This is a genomic window from Acinetobacter sp. FDAARGOS_559 (assembly GCF_003940475.1).
Taxonomy (GTDB): Bacteria; Pseudomonadota; Gammaproteobacteria; order Pseudomonadales; family Moraxellaceae; genus Acinetobacter; species Acinetobacter baumannii.
Genome location: NZ_RKJG01000005.1, coordinates 2,471,136 through 2,488,840, shown reverse-complemented (window position 1 = coordinate 2,488,840; position 17,705 = coordinate 2,471,136). Strand labels below are relative to the sequence as shown.

The following is a 17,705-nucleotide window of genomic DNA, read 5'->3' as shown; positions in this document are numbered from 1 at the left end:
GATGATCTATGTATAATGTGCACACAACTCAAACCACATGTATTGAATTGAATAATGACTACTTTAACGTGTTTTAAAGCTTATGATATCCGAGGCAAACTCGGCACCGAATTGAATGAAGAAATCGCCTATAAAATTGGCCGCGCTTACGGACAAATCTATAAACCAAAAACTGTGGTTGTAGGTTGTGATATTCGTCTAAGCAGTGAGGCTTTAAAACAAGCGACCAACCGCGGTTTAAATGATGCGGGTGTGAATGTGCTTGATTTAGGCATGACGGGTACTGAAGAAGTGTACTTTGCCGCTTTTCATTTAGACGTACAAGGTGGTATAGAAGTAACTGCGAGTCATAACCCAATGGACTATAACGGTATGAAATTGGTTCGAGAAAATGCTCGTCCAATTAGTGCCGATACTGGTTTAAAAGAAATTCAGGCTTTAGCAGAGACCAATAACTTTGAAGAAGTTAGCCAAAAAGGTACAACGCAAAGCTATAACATTTTGCCTGAGTTCGTTGACCATCTACTGACTTATATTGAACCTGCAAAAATCCGTCCATTAAAGTTAGTGGTAAACGCGGGTAATGGTGCAGCTGGTCATGTGATTGATGCCATTGAAGAAAAATTTAAAGCGCTTAATGTACCGGTTGAATTTATTAAAATTCATCATGAAGCAGATGGTACTTTCCCAAATGGCATCCCTAACCCAATTTTAATTGAAAACCGTGACAGTACCCGAAATGCTGTTCTTGAGCATAAAGCAGATATGGGTATTGCATGGGACGGCGACTTTGACCGCTGTTTCTTGTTCGATGAAAAAGGACAATTCATTGAGGGCTACTATATTGTCGGCCTATTGGCTCAAGCTTTCTTAATCAAACAGTCAGGCGAAAAAATTGTGCATGACCCACGTTTAGTGTGGAACACATTTGATATCGTCAACGAATATAAAGGTGTTGCTGTACAGTCAAAATCGGGGCATGCATTTATTAAAGATGTTATGCGTGAACACAATGCCGTATACGGCGGTGAAATGAGTGCTCACCACTATTTCCGTGATTTTGCTTACTGTGACAGTGGTATGATTCCCTGGTTACTCACCATTGCTCTACTCTCTGAAACAGGACAATCTCTCTCAACACTCGTTGAAAATATGATTGCCAAGTTCCCTTGTAGTGGTGAAATCAACTTTAAAGTAGTCGATACGCAAACTACGATTCAAAAGATTTTCGACTTCTATGCCGATCAAAATCCACAAATTGACCGTACCGATGGTGTAAGCCTCGACTTTGGCGCATGGCGCTTTAACGTCCGTGCTTCAAATACTGAACCGTTATTACGCCTCAACATTGAAAGCCGTGCAGACCGTCAAGCTCAGCCAATGCAACATTATGTAGATGAATTGACTGGATTGATTCAGAGCTAATCAAAAATAAAAAAGGAGCGATTTGCTCCTTTTTTATTGTTATTTACTTAGTTATAGCCATTAGGGTTCTGCTTCTGCCAATTCCAGCTATCAGCGAGCATATCTTCTAAACCATATTGCGGCTGCCAACCCAACTCAGCAACTGCACGACGATTGTCTGCAAAAGTGGTTGCTACATCTCCTGCCCTACGTTGTGCGAATTCAAAAGCAATTGATACACCGTTAACTAGTTCAAAGGTATTCTTGACTTGTAATACAGATAAACCATTACCCGTACCGATATTCCATGTACGGCAGCCTTTTGCTTGTAAACGGTTATTTAATGCACACAAATGTGCATTCGCTAAATCAACCACATGGATATAGTCACGTACACCAGTACCATCTATAGTTTCGTAATCATTACCATAGATCGATAATTTTTCACGACGTCCAACAGCCACTTGAGTCACATACGGCATTAAATTATTTGGTATACCTTTGGGGTCTTCACCAATACGTCCACTTTTATGTGCACCGACTGGGTTAAAATAACGAAGTAATGCGATTGACCATTTTGGATTAGATGCGGACAATTTTTGTAATAATTGCTCAACGATCAGCTTGGTATAACCATAGTTATTATTTGGCATACCTGTAGGCATTTCTTCATTTAGTGGAGAAGTATTCGCCTCATCATAAACTGTTGCAGATGAGCTAAATACAAACGTATAGACATCCGCCTTTTCCATTGATTTAAGGAGTTGAATACTGCCAGCAATATTATTATCAAAATAAATAAGTGGCTTTTCCTGACTTTCACCGACTGCTTTCAAACCTGCAAAATGAATCACTGCATCAATTGAGTGATCTTGAAATACACAATCAAGCTCATCTGCATTACGGATATCACCTTTTATAAAAACCAAGCTCTTCTGTGTAAGATCTTGAACTCTCGTTAATGATTCTTCTGAGCTATTTGAAAGATTATCAAAAACGATAACTTCATGACCAGCCTGCAAAAGTTCAACACATGTGTGTGAACCAATATAACCTGCGCCACCAGTGACTAGAATTTTAGCCATCTACTTTTCCTAACAATATTTTAATTAATCCACGTGTTGAGGCGTCAAGTTTTGAAGAATCATTTTGAACGCCACTTAAAATTGGGAGTAATTGATCAGCGATCTGTTTACCCTTTTCAACTCCCCACTGGTCAAATGGATTAATATTCCAAATTACAGATTGAACAAAAACTTTATGTTCATATAAAGCAATTAACATACCCAAACTATAAGGATTTAGTTCTTTTAATAATAGGGTAGAACTCGGCTGATTACCTTCATATTGCTTATAAATTGGTAAATTTTCTAATTCAGTTGAATCCAAAGCTTCATTACCGAAAGCCAATAAGCGTGATTGCGCCAAGCAATTAGAGAGAGCGAGATGATGTTGCTCAACTAAGGCATCTGCGTTTTCGGCATAGGTAAAGTGGTCTGCATTATAACGTTGAATTGGCGCAATAAAATCGCAGCTAACAGCTTGGGAGCCTTGATGTAGCAATTGATAGAACGCATGCTGAGCATTTGGACCAACTTCACCCCACACAATTGGGCAAGTATCTAATTCAACTTTTTGACCATTGCGCTGCACCGACTTACCGTTAGATTCCATTTCTAACTGTTGTAAATAAGCAGCAAAATATTTTAAACGTCCATCATAAGGCAAAACCGCATGAGTCTGAACATTTAAAAAATTATTATTCCAAATTCCTAATAATGCCATTAAAACAGGAATATTTTGATCAAAACTTGTATTTTGAAAATGCTCATCGACGGTGTGAGCCCCTGCTAAAAGTTGCTTAAACCCGTCAATACCAATCGTCAAAGCAATAGGCAAACCAATACAAGACCATAGTGAATAACGGCCACCTACCCAATCCCACAACAATAATTGATTTTCAGGTGCAATACCCCATTCAGACATTTTGTCAGCTTTTGTGGACACTCCAATAAAATGGCTTTTTAATACGCGGGCATGTTTCCCTAACGTTTTTTCTAACCACTGACGCACTGTTTGGGCATTTGATAAGGTATCAATCGTTCCAAAAGATTTTGAAGAAATAATAAATAAAGTTGTTTCTGGGCGAAGTTGATGGAGCAGTTCTGATAGCTGACTACCATCCATCGTTGAAACAAAATGAGTGTTAAGGGGCTTAGCCGTTTTCACCTTAAAATCAGATAACGCATGAGTCACCATTTGTGGTCCTAAATCAGAACCACCGACTCCAATATTGACAACATCTTGGATCACTTCACCAGTAGCACCACGATATTGCCCTGCGTGGATTTTTTCCACCAAGGCATACATACGTTCTAACTGACTATGGACTTGTTCTGTTAAATCTGGAAACTTGGAATAGTCAGCTGGTAAACGCAATGCCCAGTGCATTGCTTCACGTTGTTCGGTACAGTTAATTTTATCTTGTGAAAAAAGACGATTAATCCATTGGGTTAAATTTTTATTCTTCGCAAGAGCTACTAACTGTTCTAAAATATGCTTAGTTACTCGGTGCTTACTATAATCAAAAAATAATTGATCAAACTTTACTGAGTAATTATGAAAACGATCTGGCTCTAAAGCAAATAACTCTTTGATATGTAATTTTGAGTTTTCTTCACCTAAAGTTTGAAGATGGGCTAGAGGCGAGACCAATTCCTTCGGAAATTGCTCAATTGATTTACTCATAAGCGACCTACTCCTTCATAAGCAAAGCCTTTCGCTTTTACATATGCTGGATCATAAATATTACGTCCATCTAAAATTAACGGATGTTTCATTAACTGTTGTAGTTGCTTAAAGTCAGGGCTCCAATATTGCTTCCATGCCGTGACTAGGCACAATGCATGAGCATCCTGTACAGCCTCATACTGATCAGAGCATAAAATTAAATCTTCACGAGGCCCATAAGTCGCAGCTATTTCATCTAGTGCTTGAGGATCATGTAGGCGTACTATTACGCCTTGTGCCCATAACGCAGCCAATAAAATATGAATCGGCGAGTTATGTATATTTGAAGTATTTTCTTTAAAAGAGGCACCCCAAATCGCAACCGTTTTACCATTTAGACTACAGTGATAATAATTCCATAATTTACGGAATAAAATTTCTTTTTGCTGCTCATTAATCGCCCACACCTGTTCTAAAAGACGGCTTTTTGTTCCCGTTTCAGATACGGTACTCGAAAGTGTTAAAATATCGTGTGAAAAATTCTCACCACCAAATCCTACACCTGGCGATAAATATGCAGCACCAATACGTGTGTCAGCAGCAATACCATGCTTTACATTCGCAATATCAATACCTAACTTTTCGGCAACCATAGCCAAGTCATTCATATAACTAATGCGGGTAGCCAACATGCCCGAGATACTGAGTTTGGTAAACTCCGCATCTAAAATTGGCATAAATAAATATTGATAACTAAAACGAAAAAATGGGCGCAACAGCTCTTGCATTGTATCTCGTGCATGATTGGACTCAACACCAACAATGACATGTTTTACATTTAATACGCTATTGATGGCATTTCCTTCTTGAATTACATCAGGAAAATAAACCCATTCATCTTTTGGTAAATATTGTTTTAACTGCTCAGTTCCATGTAAACCAAAAGTAGAACCATTAATCATTAATTTTGGATGAACAATTGATCGCTCACTTAACTTTTCTACTGTCTTTAATGCAAGTTCGATTTGTGTTGGGCTAAAACAAAATAAATAAACTTCAATATCTAAAGGGATCTCAGAAAAAGGACTTTCTTTTAAAAATCCTGCTTTTCTCTGTTTATTTAAATAATTATTTACTTCTTGATCTTGATACGAAAGTACAGAAATATCTTCTTCACAAGTTACACAGGTACACCAATAAATTTGGTTACCATATTCAGCTAATAATGCTGCCATAACACCGGCATGTAACGTTGTTCCAAATACTGCGATTTTCATTGCACACCTGATTTATAGATTTCTATTCCCTTTTCCAGGAAAAGAATATACTGCTCTGCTATCGTATTCAGCAGTTTTTACAAATACTTAAGCAGAGCTACAAAACTTTATAGTTTAAGTTCCTGAATTAACTGTTTAAAATCGTTCCCTAATTTAGGGTGTGCAACGCCATAATGTAGTACAGCTTTTAAATAACCGATCTTACTACCACAATCAAATGTTTGGCCTTGCATACGATAAGCTTCAACAGAATCTGTTTCTTGAAGCATTGCAATTGCATCCGTTAATTGAATTTCATTACCCGCACCTTTCGGTGTGTTCTCAAGTAATTGCATGATCTTTGCAGGTAACACATAGCGGCCAACCACAGATAAATTAGAAGGTGCAGAGCCGACAGCAGGCTTTTCGACAATACCCTGCATGACAATACTTTCACCCTCTGCCGGGCTCTGTTTTACATCAACAATGCCATATTGATCTACTAAATGATCGGGTACTGATTCAACCATGATTTGAGCAGCTTGGCTCACTTCATAACGAGAAATCATACGCGATAGATCATTTTGCCCTGAGTTATCTTTAACTAATACATCTGGTAACAACACAGCAAAATCATCTTGGCCAATAATACTTTTTGCACACAAAACCGCATGACCCAACCCTAAAGGCTGAGGCTGTCTTACGCTCACTACACTTACATGAGATGGGATAATTTGAGTGATTTCATCAAGCAAATCAAACTTTTTCTTTTGTTCTAAAGTCGTTTCAAGCTCAAAGTTTCGATCAAAATAATTTTCAATTGATGCTTTAGATGAATGAGTTACTAAAACAATTTGCTCAATTCCAGCTTCTACAGCTTCACGTACTACATATTCAATTGCAGGACGATCTACTACTGTGACCATTTCTTTAGGAATTGATTTACTTGCCGGTAAAAAACGTGTACCTAATCCAGCTACAGGTAAAACTGCCTTTTTAATCACACACTTACTCTCTAATTAACCATAATATCTTTACTACGTTTATAACCATCAACATAGTACTCAAGTTGACATAGCGCCCAATCGATATCTTGTTGGACAGCGGTCATATTATTCACTCGATCAAAGACTTCTTGAATTTCTGTAAGAGGATAGAATTTTTCAAAGGATCGAAGGATTCTACTATGCTCGGTATATTCAGTATTCTCTTGATCAATTAACAATTCTTCATAAAGTTTCTCACCTGGGCGTAATCCACTATATTGAATTTCGATATCCCCTTGCATTGAACCTTGTTCACGCACGGTTAAGCCACTTAAAGAAATCATTTGTCGAGCCAAGTCCTGAATACGAACAGGTTCACCCATATCAAGTAAAAATACATCACCACCTCTACCTAGAGCACCAGCTTGAATAACTAACTGAGATGCTTCAGGAATAGTCATGAAGTAGCGTGTTACTTCTGGATGAGTCACAGTGATTGGACCACCTTTGGCAATTTGTTGTTTGAATAACGGTACTACTGAGCCAGAAGATCCTAATACATTACCAAAACGCACGATACTAATTTGAGTCTGTTTTTGAGCTTCAGCCATGGCCTGGCAGTAAAGCTCTGCCATACGTTTCGATGCACCCATCACATTAGTAGGACGTACTGCTTTATCGGTCGAGATGAGAACGAATGTCTCCACACCTTTTTTCACAGCTGCATTTAGACTATTCGCAGTACCAATTGCATTGTTCTTTAATCCTGCTATTGGATTACACTCAACCAAAGGTACATGTTTATAAGCAGCAGCATGGTAAACGGTCTGAACACCATATTGCTCAATGATACGCTCTAATTTCTGTTGATCTTGCACTGTACCTAAGATAGGAACAATTTCACATTGAGCCGTTAAGCGTAATTCTTTTTCTATGCTATAAAGGGCAAACTCTGTAATTTCATAAATAATCAGCATCTTAGGCTGATTCTTAACAATTTGACGGCATAATTCTGAACCAATTGAACCACCGGCACCAGTAACCATGACGATCTTATTTCGGATATTTTTTGCGAGCAAATGGTCTACTGGAGGTACAGGATCACGTCCCAGCAAGTCAATAATGTCTACTTCACGAATATCTGCAACTTTGAGCTCACCATCAACAAGTTGTGTAAGGCCAGGAAGTTCAGTAATTTTAAGATGTGCAGGTTCTAGCTGTTGAATAATTTCACTTTTACGTACACGACCTACAGAAGGCAATGCTAACAAAATTTCATCTATTCTATATTTTTCAAAACGTTGTAAAGCTTTCTCTAAAGATAGTACTTTTAAACCGCCAACCATATGGTCGTGTAAAGAGGTATTATCATCAATAAAGAACATTGGCAAATGATCACCCGAACGATAAAGTACTGCTGCAATTTGCTGACCAGCATCACCCGCACCATAAATTGCTACACGTTTACGCTCTTCACTCGTTTGTAAGGCAGCTTTCACAATAAAACGAATAAATGCACGGCTACACCAAACCCAACCAAACATTAAGAAGCCAAACATTAATGGAATTGAAGTCGGAACAAATGCAGGTGAAAAAGCATTCATGCCATATAAAACAATGACCATCAGCGCAACAGCTATCGCTAATTTAGCAATAAAGGCTTCGTTAAATGTTCGAACAATAAACCGATAAACTCCAGTTATCGTTAAACTTAAAATAGCAACAATTGTAACAATTGCTACGCCATAATTGATACCTGGAATAACTTCTGCACCTAAGTCAAATAAACGAAGGGCGTAACATAACCACAAAATAACAGGAACAGCAAAAAGGTCTATAAGAACCAAAAAACATTGTTTCGCAAGTCTTGGGGCTGATGCGAATTGATAGATAATCTTTTTCACAATACTCTTCTAATCGTTCTAGTAACCGTGCGATATTTATACTCATTTCTTATATAACTAGAAACAAGTTTTACGCATTGGTTACATAATGTATATCAAACCATTATTACTAAATCTGTAACACATTACTTACCCTAGAAGGTCTTATCAATCATAGGGGTTATAAAGTTGTACACTTTTACATCTTTTGTTTCTAAATTAAGAAATTATCACTACATTGAATGAGTAATCACACTACCAGCTGGTAGAAATGATAAGGAGTCTATTTTCTTATTCCCTACAACTTTAACACCTACACTAAGATGAGCAAATTCACCAATATGAGTATCATGATCGATTGACGCAGCCATGTTTATAATTGCTCCATCTCCTACTTTCACATCAAATCCCACGACACAACCAGCCATAATAGTTACTCCCTCACCAATTTCAGCATTAGAGCTTATGATGGCAGATGGATGAACAACTGTAGCAATAGGTATCGATAAATTTTCTAATAGTTGAAACCATTTTTGTCTGAGCTGGTTATTTCCTACAGCAGGAATTGCAGCAGAAATATCTGATAGTATATCTGGTATACTATTTATATTCGTGACAATCGGAAAGCCCGCTATATCTGTTTTTTGTGGCCAACTGTCATCAGCAAATACCACTTTTTTCCATTTGCCCGACAAGAGAGCAGCTTCTGCAACAGATTTACCATGCCCACCTGCACCTAAAACTAATAAAACATTCTTTTTAAGCATTTTCAGTTTTTCCGGCACCAAAGAATAAAGCAAGTAAAATCAAAGGGATGTAAGCTATTAGCAATAAAGATTCTGGCATCATTACTTTTTGTGATGCAAGATAGGCAATAGGTAAAAGCCAAAATACATTAATCAGCAGTACACCAATTGTTACTGTAGTATGACTATTGTATTTGCGTGAAGCATATTGATATGCATGAGATCTGTGCGCATCATACATTTTATGCCCATTAATCACCCGACGGATTAATGTAAAAGTGGCATCGACGATAAATACACCTAGACATATGATCCATGCACAAAATAAAGCAGGGTCTATTTTTAAAGAAATTAAAGCCAGAATACCTAGAATTAATCCGAGAAAACCACTGCCGGCATCTCCCATAAAAATACGAGCTTTAGGAAAATTCCATAGAACAAAACCAAGTACACATGCCGCTAAAATAAATAATAATTCACTAGATAACGGTGTACCTAATGCTAAATAAATAAAACCAAGACTTAGTACAGTAGTAATTGCTTCAACACTGGCAATTCCATTAATCCCATCCATGAAATTATATAAATTGAGTAACCATACAAGAAAAAGTACTGCAATAATATTTGCGGACCAACCTAACTGCAGGTTTCCATTGAATAATGTAACCTCAGAGAAACCACCTAGGAAAAAAACAGTACTAATCGCAATAACAAAGTGAATTGCTAATCGAAGCATTGAATTGATATGGCCATGATCATCAAGAAAACCTAAAACTGCAACACCTAATCCAGCAGCAACTAAAATTGAACCCGTAGTTGATTCTAATTGATGACTAACTATCAATCCCACTAAAACTAATAAGAAAGTGATAACAATAGATACACCACCACCACGTGGTGTCGGAATTGTATGGGAACTTCTTTCATTCGGATTATCAATAATATTTTTCTTCAATGCATAATGGCGCATATAGCCTGTAAGCAAGAACGAAATTAAAAAACTTGCTAATATTATCCAAATCATCAGCATAAGTTACTCACTTCTCTCAAAATATATTTTTCCTGTTTTTTCTAGAGCAGCATACGCATTAATTGGAGGAGTCCAATTTAATAAATTACGCGCTTTTGAAGCATCGATCTCTAAAGATAAGAATAATTGCTCATACAACTTACCCTTACCGACACATATAGCCCCTACCCTCATAAGAAACTTAGGGATATAAATTAAGTTTGCCTTTCGCCCCATACCTTTTCTGATTGAAATCACAAGCTGTTGGGTAGAAAGTACCTCATTATCTGCAATTAAAAATAATTCATTTTTTGCTTGAGGATGCTCAATACAAGCTTCGATAAATGAAACTAGATTTTCTAAAGCAACAAAAGAGCGCCTATTATTGAGGGAAGCAAAAGGTAAAGGTAGGTTAGTTGAAACAAGTTTAAGTAATCGAGCAAAGTTGCCAGGAGCATCAGCAGCATATACTAATGGCGGCCTAATTATGACAAGCTCAGTATTTGTATTCTCAAATAATTCTTTTAATGCTTGCTCCGCTTCCAGCTTAGAAATTGCATAATCGGCATGAGGTTGTGGTGGATCTAATTCATCAAAAGCTTTTTTATTTGTTACGGCTCCATTTACACCAATTGAACTAATAAAAATAAACCGCTGAACATTATTTTCTAAGGCTTGTCGAGCGAGTTGTAATGTACCCTCCACATTTACCGCTCTAAACTGTTCTAAAGGGTTTTGCACATTATCATTTAATATATGTGCTCTTCCTGCTAAATGTATGATTACATCAATATCATTAGGAATAGGTGTCGAAAAAACAGATTCAGAAGTCGCGACTAACTGCTCCACCTTTTCAGGTAGAATATGCGATTTCCGTCTATTTAAAGCGTATATCTTTTGATATTTATTACTCAGAATGAGTGAACGGATCAAAGACTTACCAACAAAGCCAGATGAACCTGTAACTAAAATATTTTTCATATTACGATTCCACAATGTCAGCAAAACTTTGCAGCAACTTATCCTGATGATAATGATCTTGTAAAATTTGACGTGGTGAATTAGACACTTTGTTCAACTTAGTTTTGCAAATTTCATCAATTAATGATGCTAATCTAACTGGATCATTTGGCTCACAGATCCAGCCAATATTATGTTCTTTAACCATATTAGCCACTTCTGCATCTTCTTCCATAATAGCTAAAATTGGTCTATCAGCAGCCATAGTAAAATAGGCCTTACTAGGAACACCGAGGCCAAGCATGCCTTCTGCTAAAGTTACGATAGCAATATCACATGAGCTCAAACCTAAACTTCGCTGTTGGGCAGCTAACTCTCCAATATAAGCAACTTTATTTTTATTGTTCTCGTCTTCAGTAAACTCTTTTACCAATTGAGCATCATTTCCACCGCCAATAAATAAAAATTTGGCAGATGGATTATTAATTAAGTTTATTGCAGCTAATAAATTAGAGATGCCTTGGACACGTCCCATATTTCCAAAAAATTGGAAAACTATATTTTCGTTCCAGCCAAGTGAGCTAATAATTGAAGACTGTTGTTTCTCTCTAACCTCTATTTCAGTGAAATCTACCCAGTTCGGAATCACTGTAATATTATCGCTACCCGTTTTTTGTCTCATTAAGTTTTTCATATCACGGCCAATCACGATCAGATGATCGGCTCTAGAATAGATACGATTAAAAATAAAATTCATTATTTTAAATAAGACAGAATTTTTCTTTAAAATTCCTGCAGGAACTAAATTCTCAGGAAAAACATCATGAACGAGCAAATACCATTTAAATGGAATGAATACCCTTAAAAAAGCTAATAAAACTAGGAGAAAAAGTGGGTTTGTTCCAGAAACAACAACCTTATCCTTAGCTAAGTTTTTTAACAAAATCTTAAAAAAACCAAAAGTTTGTTGTAATTGACCAAGCAATCGCTTAAATAAATTATTTTTATCATAAGAAGCATGTAAAAATAATAAGAAGCCAATATTGCTACAGAACTTTTTCTGTATTTCCCCACGATCTCCTGAATAAGGTGCTATAACAGATAACTGCTCAACCCCATCGGATTGAGCAAGTTTCTGTATAATCTTATACCAAAAGTATCCTGTAGAATTTTGATCAGGATCAATAAACTCTGAAACAACCAATACTTTTTTCACAGTTTATAACCTTAAAATTGCTTCCAAATCACTCGATTTACATAATCTGTGTAGCTCATAATGATACGCACAACTTTTTCACTTACGTTTGGCATGCTATAGTCTTCAACTAGACGTAAAAGACGATCTTCACCTCTAGTCTGACCTTCTAAAATTGCTAAACCTTGTAAAATACGTTCCGCTTTTAAACCTACCATCATTACAGCAGCTTCTTCCATTCCTTCTGGACGCTCATGTGCTTGACGTAAGTTAAGTGCCGGGAAGTTTAAAATTGATGATTCCTCGTTAATTGTTCCGCTATCAGACAAAGCAGCTTTTGCTGAAAGCTGTAATTTGTTGTAGTCACTAAAACCAAGTGGTTTTAGTAATTGAATTAAAGGATGAAATTCAACATTTAACTCTTCAATACGCTTACGCGTACGTGGATGTGTCGATACAATCACTGGATATTTATATTTCTCTGCAACTGCATTTAACATCTCTACCAAATCTAAGAAGTTCTGATCTGAGTTAATATTTTCTTCACGATGAGCACTCACAATAAAATATTCATGCTCTTTTAAATTTAAACGTTCAAGAACATCTGAGGCTTCAATTTTTGCTTTGTAATGATGAAGTACTTCAAACATTGGACTACCCGATTTGATTACTAAATCAGCTGGTAACCCTTCCGCTAATAAATAATCACGGGCAATCGTACTGTACGTTAAATTAATATCAGCAGTATGATCAACAATTCGGCGGTTAATTTCTTCAGGAACGCGCATATCAAAACAACGGTTTCCAGCTTCCATGTGGAAAGTTGGAATCTTGCGGCGTTTTGCAGGTAATACTGCCATACAGCTGTTAGTATCACCTAAAACAAGTAAAGCTTCAGGCTTTACCTCATCTAAAATTTTATCCACTGCAATAATGACATTACCAATCGTTTCTGCACCTGTAGCACCAGCTGCATTTAAGAAATGGTCAGGTTTACGGATACCCAAATCAGTAAAGAAAATTTCATTTAATTCATAGTCATAGTTTTGACCAGTATGAACAATAACATGATCAAAATATTCATCACACGCAGCCATTACGCGAGACAAACGGATAATTTCTGGACGTGTGCCCACCACTGTCATTAATTTTAACTTTTTCACAAATCTATACTCTTAATTTGTTATTGGCATCGTATAAGTATCTGGCTTATTACGATCAAAAATTTCATTTGCCCACAGCATCACTATCATCTCATCATCACCGATGTTAGTAATATCATGTGTCCAACCAGGCACTGTTTCTACAATTCTTGGTTCATTACCTTGCGTTTCAAGCTCATAAAATTCACCTGTCACGACATGCTTAAACTTAAATAGGGCCTTACCCTTAATAACAAGAAACTTTTCAGTTTTTGTATGATGATAATGACCACCACGAGTAATGCCTGGATGAGCAGTAAAATAAGAAAACTGTCCTGCATCTGGAGTTTTCAGCATTTCAACAAATACGCCGCGGGCATCACCATATTTTGGAACACTATAATCAAATTGCTCGGGTTTAAAAAAACTTAAGTATGTTGAATAAAGTGCACGAGTAAGACCTGTTCCCACACGATCGGTAATAAGTGTATCTCTTGATGCTTTAAAACCATTTAAAACTTTAGCCAAATCACCTACTGTAATTTGATATTCAGGTTCGACTTGGAAAATTTGTTCAACCTGTTGTCCATTGATAATATTCCAGAATGTCTCAACTACATCATCGACATAAACAAGACGAATCACTGCATTTTCATCATGAATTTGTAGCGGTAAATCATTTGCAACGTTATAGCAAAAAGTCGCAACAGCTGAATTATAGTTAGGGCGTGACCACTTACCAAAAACGTTGGCTAAACGACAAATATAAACTGGATTACCTTGTGCTTGATTAAGAGCTACCAGTGCCTGCTCACCACCTAACTTACTTTTACCATAAGGATTATCACGTTCAACCTGAATAGAAGACGATAAAATAACAGGCGTTTTCTTATTTGCTTGCTGCAAAATTTGAGCGATCTTTTCCGTTAAAGTGGTATTGCCTTCAGCAAATTCTTCTTCATTTAGAGGGCGATTCACACCAGCTAAATGCACAATCCAGTCTGCTGCTAAAACTACTTGCTCAAACTCTTGATCTGTTGTTGCACGATGAGCTTTTAGAATCTCAACTTCAGGTTTTTCTGATAAAAATTGAATCAAGTTCTTTGCTATAAAGCCATTTGAACCTGTTATTAAGATCTTCATATTTAAGCCTCTGGATCCACATATTGACCTTTAGTTAAAGCCCTTACAAACTCTAACTTAAGTAATAGTTTCTTCATTCCTTCAACATCTAATCGCTCGGTATTATGCGAGTTATAATCATCAAATTCTGTAATCTTTAGGTCACCATTTTCTACATATTTTTCATAGTTAAGATCGCGTTGATCTGCTGGGACACGGAAATAGTCACCTTGATCAATAGCAACCGCCATTTCTTCACGGCTTAGTAAAGCTTCATAAGCTTTTTCGCCATGGCGAGTACCCATAATCGTAATAGGATAATCTTTCTGATTCAGTAGTTCTTTTAATGCTTGAGCTAGGACTTCAATTGTTGCGGCAGGAGCTTTTTGTACAAAAATATCTCCATTTTCACCATGTTCAAAGGCATAAAGGACTAAATCTACCGCATCCTCAAGTGTCATCATGAAGCGAGTCATGTTAGGATCAGTAATAGTTAATGGTTTACCTTTACGCATTTGATCAACAAATAAAGGAATTACTGAACCACGTGATGCCATCACATTACCGTATCGGGTACAGCTAATAACAATATCTAAATTTTCTAAATTTCTTGATTTAGCAACGATTACTTTTTCCATCATTGCCTTAGAAATACCCATTGCATTAATTGGGTAAACTGCTTTATCTGTACTTAAACATACAACGCGTTTAACACGATTCTGGATAGCTGCTTCAAGTACATTTTCTGTTCCAATTACATTGGTTTTTACCGCTTCCATCGGATGGAATTCACAAGAAGGGACTTGCTTTAAAGCAGCTGCATGGTAAATATAATCTACGCCACGAGTAGCATTTAAAACGCTATTGTAGTCACGCACATCACCAATATAAAATTTAAGCTTAGATGAATGATATTTTTTACGCATATCATCTTGCTTTTTTTCATCACGGCTAAAGATACGGATTTCTTTAATATCTGTTTCTAAAAAACGCTTTAGAACAGCATTACCAAACGATCCTGTACCACCAGTGATTAATAAAATTTTATCTTTAAACATGTGAATTCTCTTCCTTATTTAAACAATTCTCAATAATCTGTGTATATTTAACTGCACGTTGTCGTGCACTGGAAAAATTTTTAGCATGGGTTTGTGCAGCTGTTAATTTAATATCTAACTCATTAATATTTTTATTTTCGATAAAACCATTAATTACAGCTGCAGCAGATTCTGGATCAGTCGGTTCAAAATAAAATGCAAAGTCTAAACACACATCTTTAATAAACCCTCTATCAGAAGCAAATAAAGGTTTTTTCATGATCATTGCTTCTAAAGGTGTTGCGGAGAAACACTCTAAAAGACTAGGGAATATAATTGCATCCATTTTTTCATAAAAATTTGGACATTCATTAACCTTCAATGGACCAACATTAATAATATTTTCCTGAAAATAAGAAGATTTGTTAAGCCACTCCTCTTCATTGAAAGTTACATAAAAATCAACTTCTTTTTTATATTTATTTTTCAAAGTCTCTTTTACTTTAGGTAATATATTAGTATTTTTATGAAAGTAATCACGGCTAATTAAACCAATTTTAATTTTTTCAGATGATTCAAATTTTATTTTTTCCCATTTTTCAGGAGAAAAGTAAATATTTGAAACAGTATTATAAACAACGTCTACCTGATTATCTTTAAAAATATTTAGTTTAGTTAGACGTTGCTTAACATGTTCTAATTCTACAACACAGTAATCCGACTTTTTGAAGAAATTCTTCTGTAAGAAAAATTTTAGTTTGAACTTTAATTTTTCTACACTTGATAGCATATTATAACACTCATTATTCGGATAAATAATCCAAGGCTGAGCAAACCCAACTAAATTTATCCCCTTAATTGAATGATAACATGGACCAAAGATTGTAAAAACAAGATCATAATTATCAAATAAGCCCATATTATGTTTATAGTTTTTTAATCCAAATATATTATGGACTTTATAATTTTTAAAAAAACTTTTTGTAGTCTGACTAATATTCTTATCCACTTCAGATGAAACAATAATATCAAAGTATTTAATGATATTATTTGAGACAAATGGCAACTCATTAATAAACGAGCTAGCCACCTGTACTCCACCACCACTATGCAAATTAGCAGCATTAATTAACACTTTCATAATCAAATACCTTAAATATCTCTAATAAATACTACTTAACAATAGAACTATCTAATTCGAATAAAATCAAAAATAAATAATAAGACTAGCAAAATAGCAAAGCTACCAGAGTTAAAAACATATCCATTATGTGCCATCATGAAAAAATAATGTGCTAAATAAAATAAAAAAGTTATAAAAAAACTATTTTTATAATCTTTAATTAGACCCAAAATAAAAGCAAATACAAAAAACATAAAACCAACTAAGATAGAACCACCATCTGCATAAATTGGCATAAGAGCAGTATAAACATTAAATGTAGGGTTTACTAATGAATCATTATCATAAGTAAACTGACATTCAGAATTTAATAAAGGGACCGAATGCAAACATTCTGATGTATAAACTGGTGCAATACGAACAAAATTTTCAAAACCATAGAAAAAATAACTAAAAAACTCCTCAAAACTAACACTATAAACACCAGATCTAATAGCATTAATACCAAAGAATATTACTAAGAAAGCAAAAAAAGCTTTCAATAAAATTGACAATTTATTTTTTTTATATAAAACAAAAAAACTAGAAAAAATAAAAATATAGTTTAGAAGTGTACTTTTCCAACCTGTTAAAATTGTTAATATCAGTAATAGTAAAATTAGTCCTTTAATATGAAAGTCAAATTTTACATTCAAAACAAAATAAACATAACTACTAAAAAATAAGGACAACATTGAACATAAAGTAAAAACATTCCATAGATATCCTTGTTGAATATCTGCCCTTAAATTATTATTTAGAAGAGGTATACCATGCTTCAAAAGTTGGATAGAAATACTAACAATAGCAAAAGATAATAATAATTTTATAATAAAAAGATATAATTTAGGAGGAAAATCAAAAAATTTAAAACTCAATCTTCTTGATAAGATTGTACCAAAGAAAAAACCCATTACAGTAAAAAATAAAGAAACTTGTATAGCAAATAAAGATGGCTCGTAAAAAGTTATCTTAGACAAATTTGTAAGGTATAGGTAAATTAAAGCTGGAAGCATATATAAAGATATTGCCACCACATTAAATCTTATCTTCATTCGCTCTTACCTTCTTGC

General features: G+C 35.4%; 15 protein-coding genes. 1 reads left to right on the top strand and 14 read right to left on the bottom strand.

All coding sequences use genetic code 11. The features are described 5' to 3' along the window. Positions 1-54 precede the first annotated feature (54 nt). Positions 55-1,425: a phosphomannomutase/phosphoglucomutase gene (locus EGS71_RS13450; RefSeq protein WP_002009518.1), complete on the top strand. Its 1,371-nt coding sequence runs from the start codon at positions 55-57 to the stop codon at positions 1,423-1,425. Between the two features lie 47 nt (positions 1,426-1,472). On the opposite strand, the gene galE is transcribed toward EGS71_RS13450, so the two are convergent. From galE to EGS71_RS13380, 14 genes are all read right to left on the bottom strand, one after another. Next, the gene (gene galE / locus EGS71_RS13445) at positions 1,473-2,489 is read right to left on the bottom strand and encodes a UDP-glucose 4-epimerase GalE (RefSeq protein WP_002009363.1); all 1,017 of its coding nucleotides are present in this window, start codon (positions 2,487-2,489) and stop codon (positions 1,473-1,475) included. After that, positions 2,482-4,152 carry a glucose-6-phosphate isomerase gene (gene pgi / locus EGS71_RS13440; RefSeq protein WP_002009418.1) on the bottom strand — a complete coding sequence of 557 codons (1,671 nt, stop codon included), beginning with the start codon at positions 4,150-4,152 and terminating at the stop codon, positions 2,482-2,484. Before pgi ends, galE begins: the two co-directional genes overlap by 8 nt. Then, entirely contained in the window at positions 4,149-5,411 is a 1,263-nt protein-coding gene (locus tag EGS71_RS13435) for a nucleotide sugar dehydrogenase (RefSeq protein ID WP_002009587.1), read from the bottom strand. The genes pgi and EGS71_RS13435 overlap by 4 nt, the downstream gene beginning before the upstream one ends. 107 nt (positions 5,412-5,518) lie before the next feature. Next, a complete protein-coding gene (gene galU, locus EGS71_RS13430) occupies positions 5,519-6,394 on the bottom strand; it encodes a UTP--glucose-1-phosphate uridylyltransferase GalU (protein ID WP_002009451.1) in 876 nt (291 codons plus the stop codon). 11 nt (positions 6,395-6,405) lie between these two features. Further along, positions 6,406-8,280, bottom strand: a complete 1,875-nt coding sequence (locus EGS71_RS13425) for a polysaccharide biosynthesis protein (RefSeq protein ID WP_002009497.1) — start codon at positions 8,278-8,280, stop codon at positions 6,406-6,408. 212 nt (positions 8,281-8,492) lie between these two features. Further along, positions 8,493-9,026, bottom strand: coding sequence for an acetyltransferase (locus EGS71_RS13420; RefSeq protein WP_002009370.1), 534 nt, complete (start codon positions 9,024-9,026; stop codon positions 8,493-8,495). Further along, a complete protein-coding gene (locus tag EGS71_RS13415) occupies positions 9,019-10,035 on the bottom strand; it encodes an MraY family glycosyltransferase (RefSeq protein ID WP_002009475.1) in 1,017 nt (338 codons plus the stop codon). The genes EGS71_RS13420 and EGS71_RS13415 overlap by 8 nt, the downstream gene beginning before the upstream one ends. A gap of 3 nt (positions 10,036-10,038) precedes the next feature. Beyond that, positions 10,039-10,995 (bottom strand): NAD-dependent epimerase/dehydratase family protein, encoded by a 957-nt coding sequence (locus EGS71_RS13410; protein ID WP_002009338.1) that lies wholly within the window; start codon positions 10,993-10,995, stop codon positions 10,039-10,041. Position 10,996: 1 nt separating this feature from the next. Further along, complete coding sequence (locus tag EGS71_RS13405) at positions 10,997-12,190, bottom strand: glycosyltransferase family 4 protein (RefSeq protein ID WP_002009455.1); 1,194 nt, start codon at positions 12,188-12,190, stop codon at positions 10,997-10,999. A gap of 11 nt (positions 12,191-12,201) precedes the next feature. Continuing rightward, a complete protein-coding gene (wecB, locus tag EGS71_RS13400) occupies positions 12,202-13,332 on the bottom strand; it encodes a non-hydrolyzing UDP-N-acetylglucosamine 2-epimerase (protein ID WP_000734324.1) in 1,131 nt (376 codons plus the stop codon). Positions 13,333-13,344: 12 nt separating this feature from the next. Continuing rightward, a complete protein-coding gene (wbjC, locus tag EGS71_RS13395; RefSeq protein ID WP_000697855.1) occupies positions 13,345-14,454 on the bottom strand; it encodes a UDP-2-acetamido-2,6-beta-L-arabino-hexul-4-ose reductase in 1,110 nt (369 codons plus the stop codon). Between the two features lie 2 nt (positions 14,455-14,456). Continuing rightward, the gene (locus EGS71_RS13390) at positions 14,457-15,491 is read right to left on the bottom strand and encodes a polysaccharide biosynthesis protein (protein WP_000471741.1); all 1,035 of its coding nucleotides are present in this window, start codon (positions 15,489-15,491) and stop codon (positions 14,457-14,459) included. Then, on the bottom strand, positions 15,484-16,611 hold the full coding sequence (locus tag EGS71_RS13385; protein WP_000866090.1) for a glycosyltransferase: 1,128 nt from the start codon (positions 16,609-16,611) through the stop codon (positions 15,484-15,486). The genes EGS71_RS13390 and EGS71_RS13385 overlap by 8 nt, the downstream gene beginning before the upstream one ends. 47 nt (positions 16,612-16,658) lie before the next feature. Next, positions 16,659-17,687 (bottom strand): hypothetical protein, encoded by a 1,029-nt coding sequence (locus EGS71_RS13380; RefSeq protein WP_001989427.1) that lies wholly within the window; start codon positions 17,685-17,687, stop codon positions 16,659-16,661. Between the last annotated feature and the right edge of the window lie 18 nt (positions 17,688-17,705).

Bases quoted from the DNA above. Each gene is read 5' to 3' on its own strand.
- EGS71_RS13450 (WP_002009518.1), top strand. From the start codon at position 55: ATGACTACTTTAACGTGTTTTAAAGCTTATGATATCCGAGGCAAACTC.
- galE (WP_002009363.1), bottom strand. From the start codon at position 2,489: ATGGCTAAAATTCTAGTCACTGGTGGCGCAGGTTATATTGGTTCACAC.
- pgi (WP_002009418.1), bottom strand. From the start codon at position 4,152: ATGAGTAAATCAATTGAGCAATTTCCGAAGGAATTGGTCTCGCCTCTA.
- EGS71_RS13435 (WP_002009587.1), bottom strand. From the start codon at position 5,411: ATGAAAATCGCAGTATTTGGAACAACGTTACATGCCGGTGTTATGGCA.
- EGS71_RS13420 (WP_002009370.1), bottom strand. From the start codon at position 9,026: ATGCTTAAAAAGAATGTTTTATTAGTTTTAGGTGCAGGTGGGCATGGT.
- EGS71_RS13415 (WP_002009475.1), bottom strand. From the start codon at position 10,035: ATGCTGATGATTTGGATAATATTAGCAAGTTTTTTAATTTCGTTCTTG.
- EGS71_RS13410 (WP_002009338.1), bottom strand. From the start codon at position 10,995: ATGAAAAATATTTTAGTTACAGGTTCATCTGGCTTTGTTGGTAAGTCT.
- wbjC (WP_000697855.1), bottom strand. From the start codon at position 14,454: ATGAAGATCTTAATAACAGGTTCAAATGGCTTTATAGCAAAGAACTTG.
- EGS71_RS13390 (WP_000471741.1), bottom strand. From the start codon at position 15,491: ATGTTTAAAGATAAAATTTTATTAATCACTGGTGGTACAGGATCGTTT.
- EGS71_RS13385 (WP_000866090.1), bottom strand. From the start codon at position 16,611: ATGAAAGTGTTAATTAATGCTGCTAATTTGCATAGTGGTGGTGGAGTA.
- EGS71_RS13380 (WP_001989427.1), bottom strand. From the start codon at position 17,687: ATGAAGATAAGATTTAATGTGGTGGCAATATCTTTATATATGCTTCCA.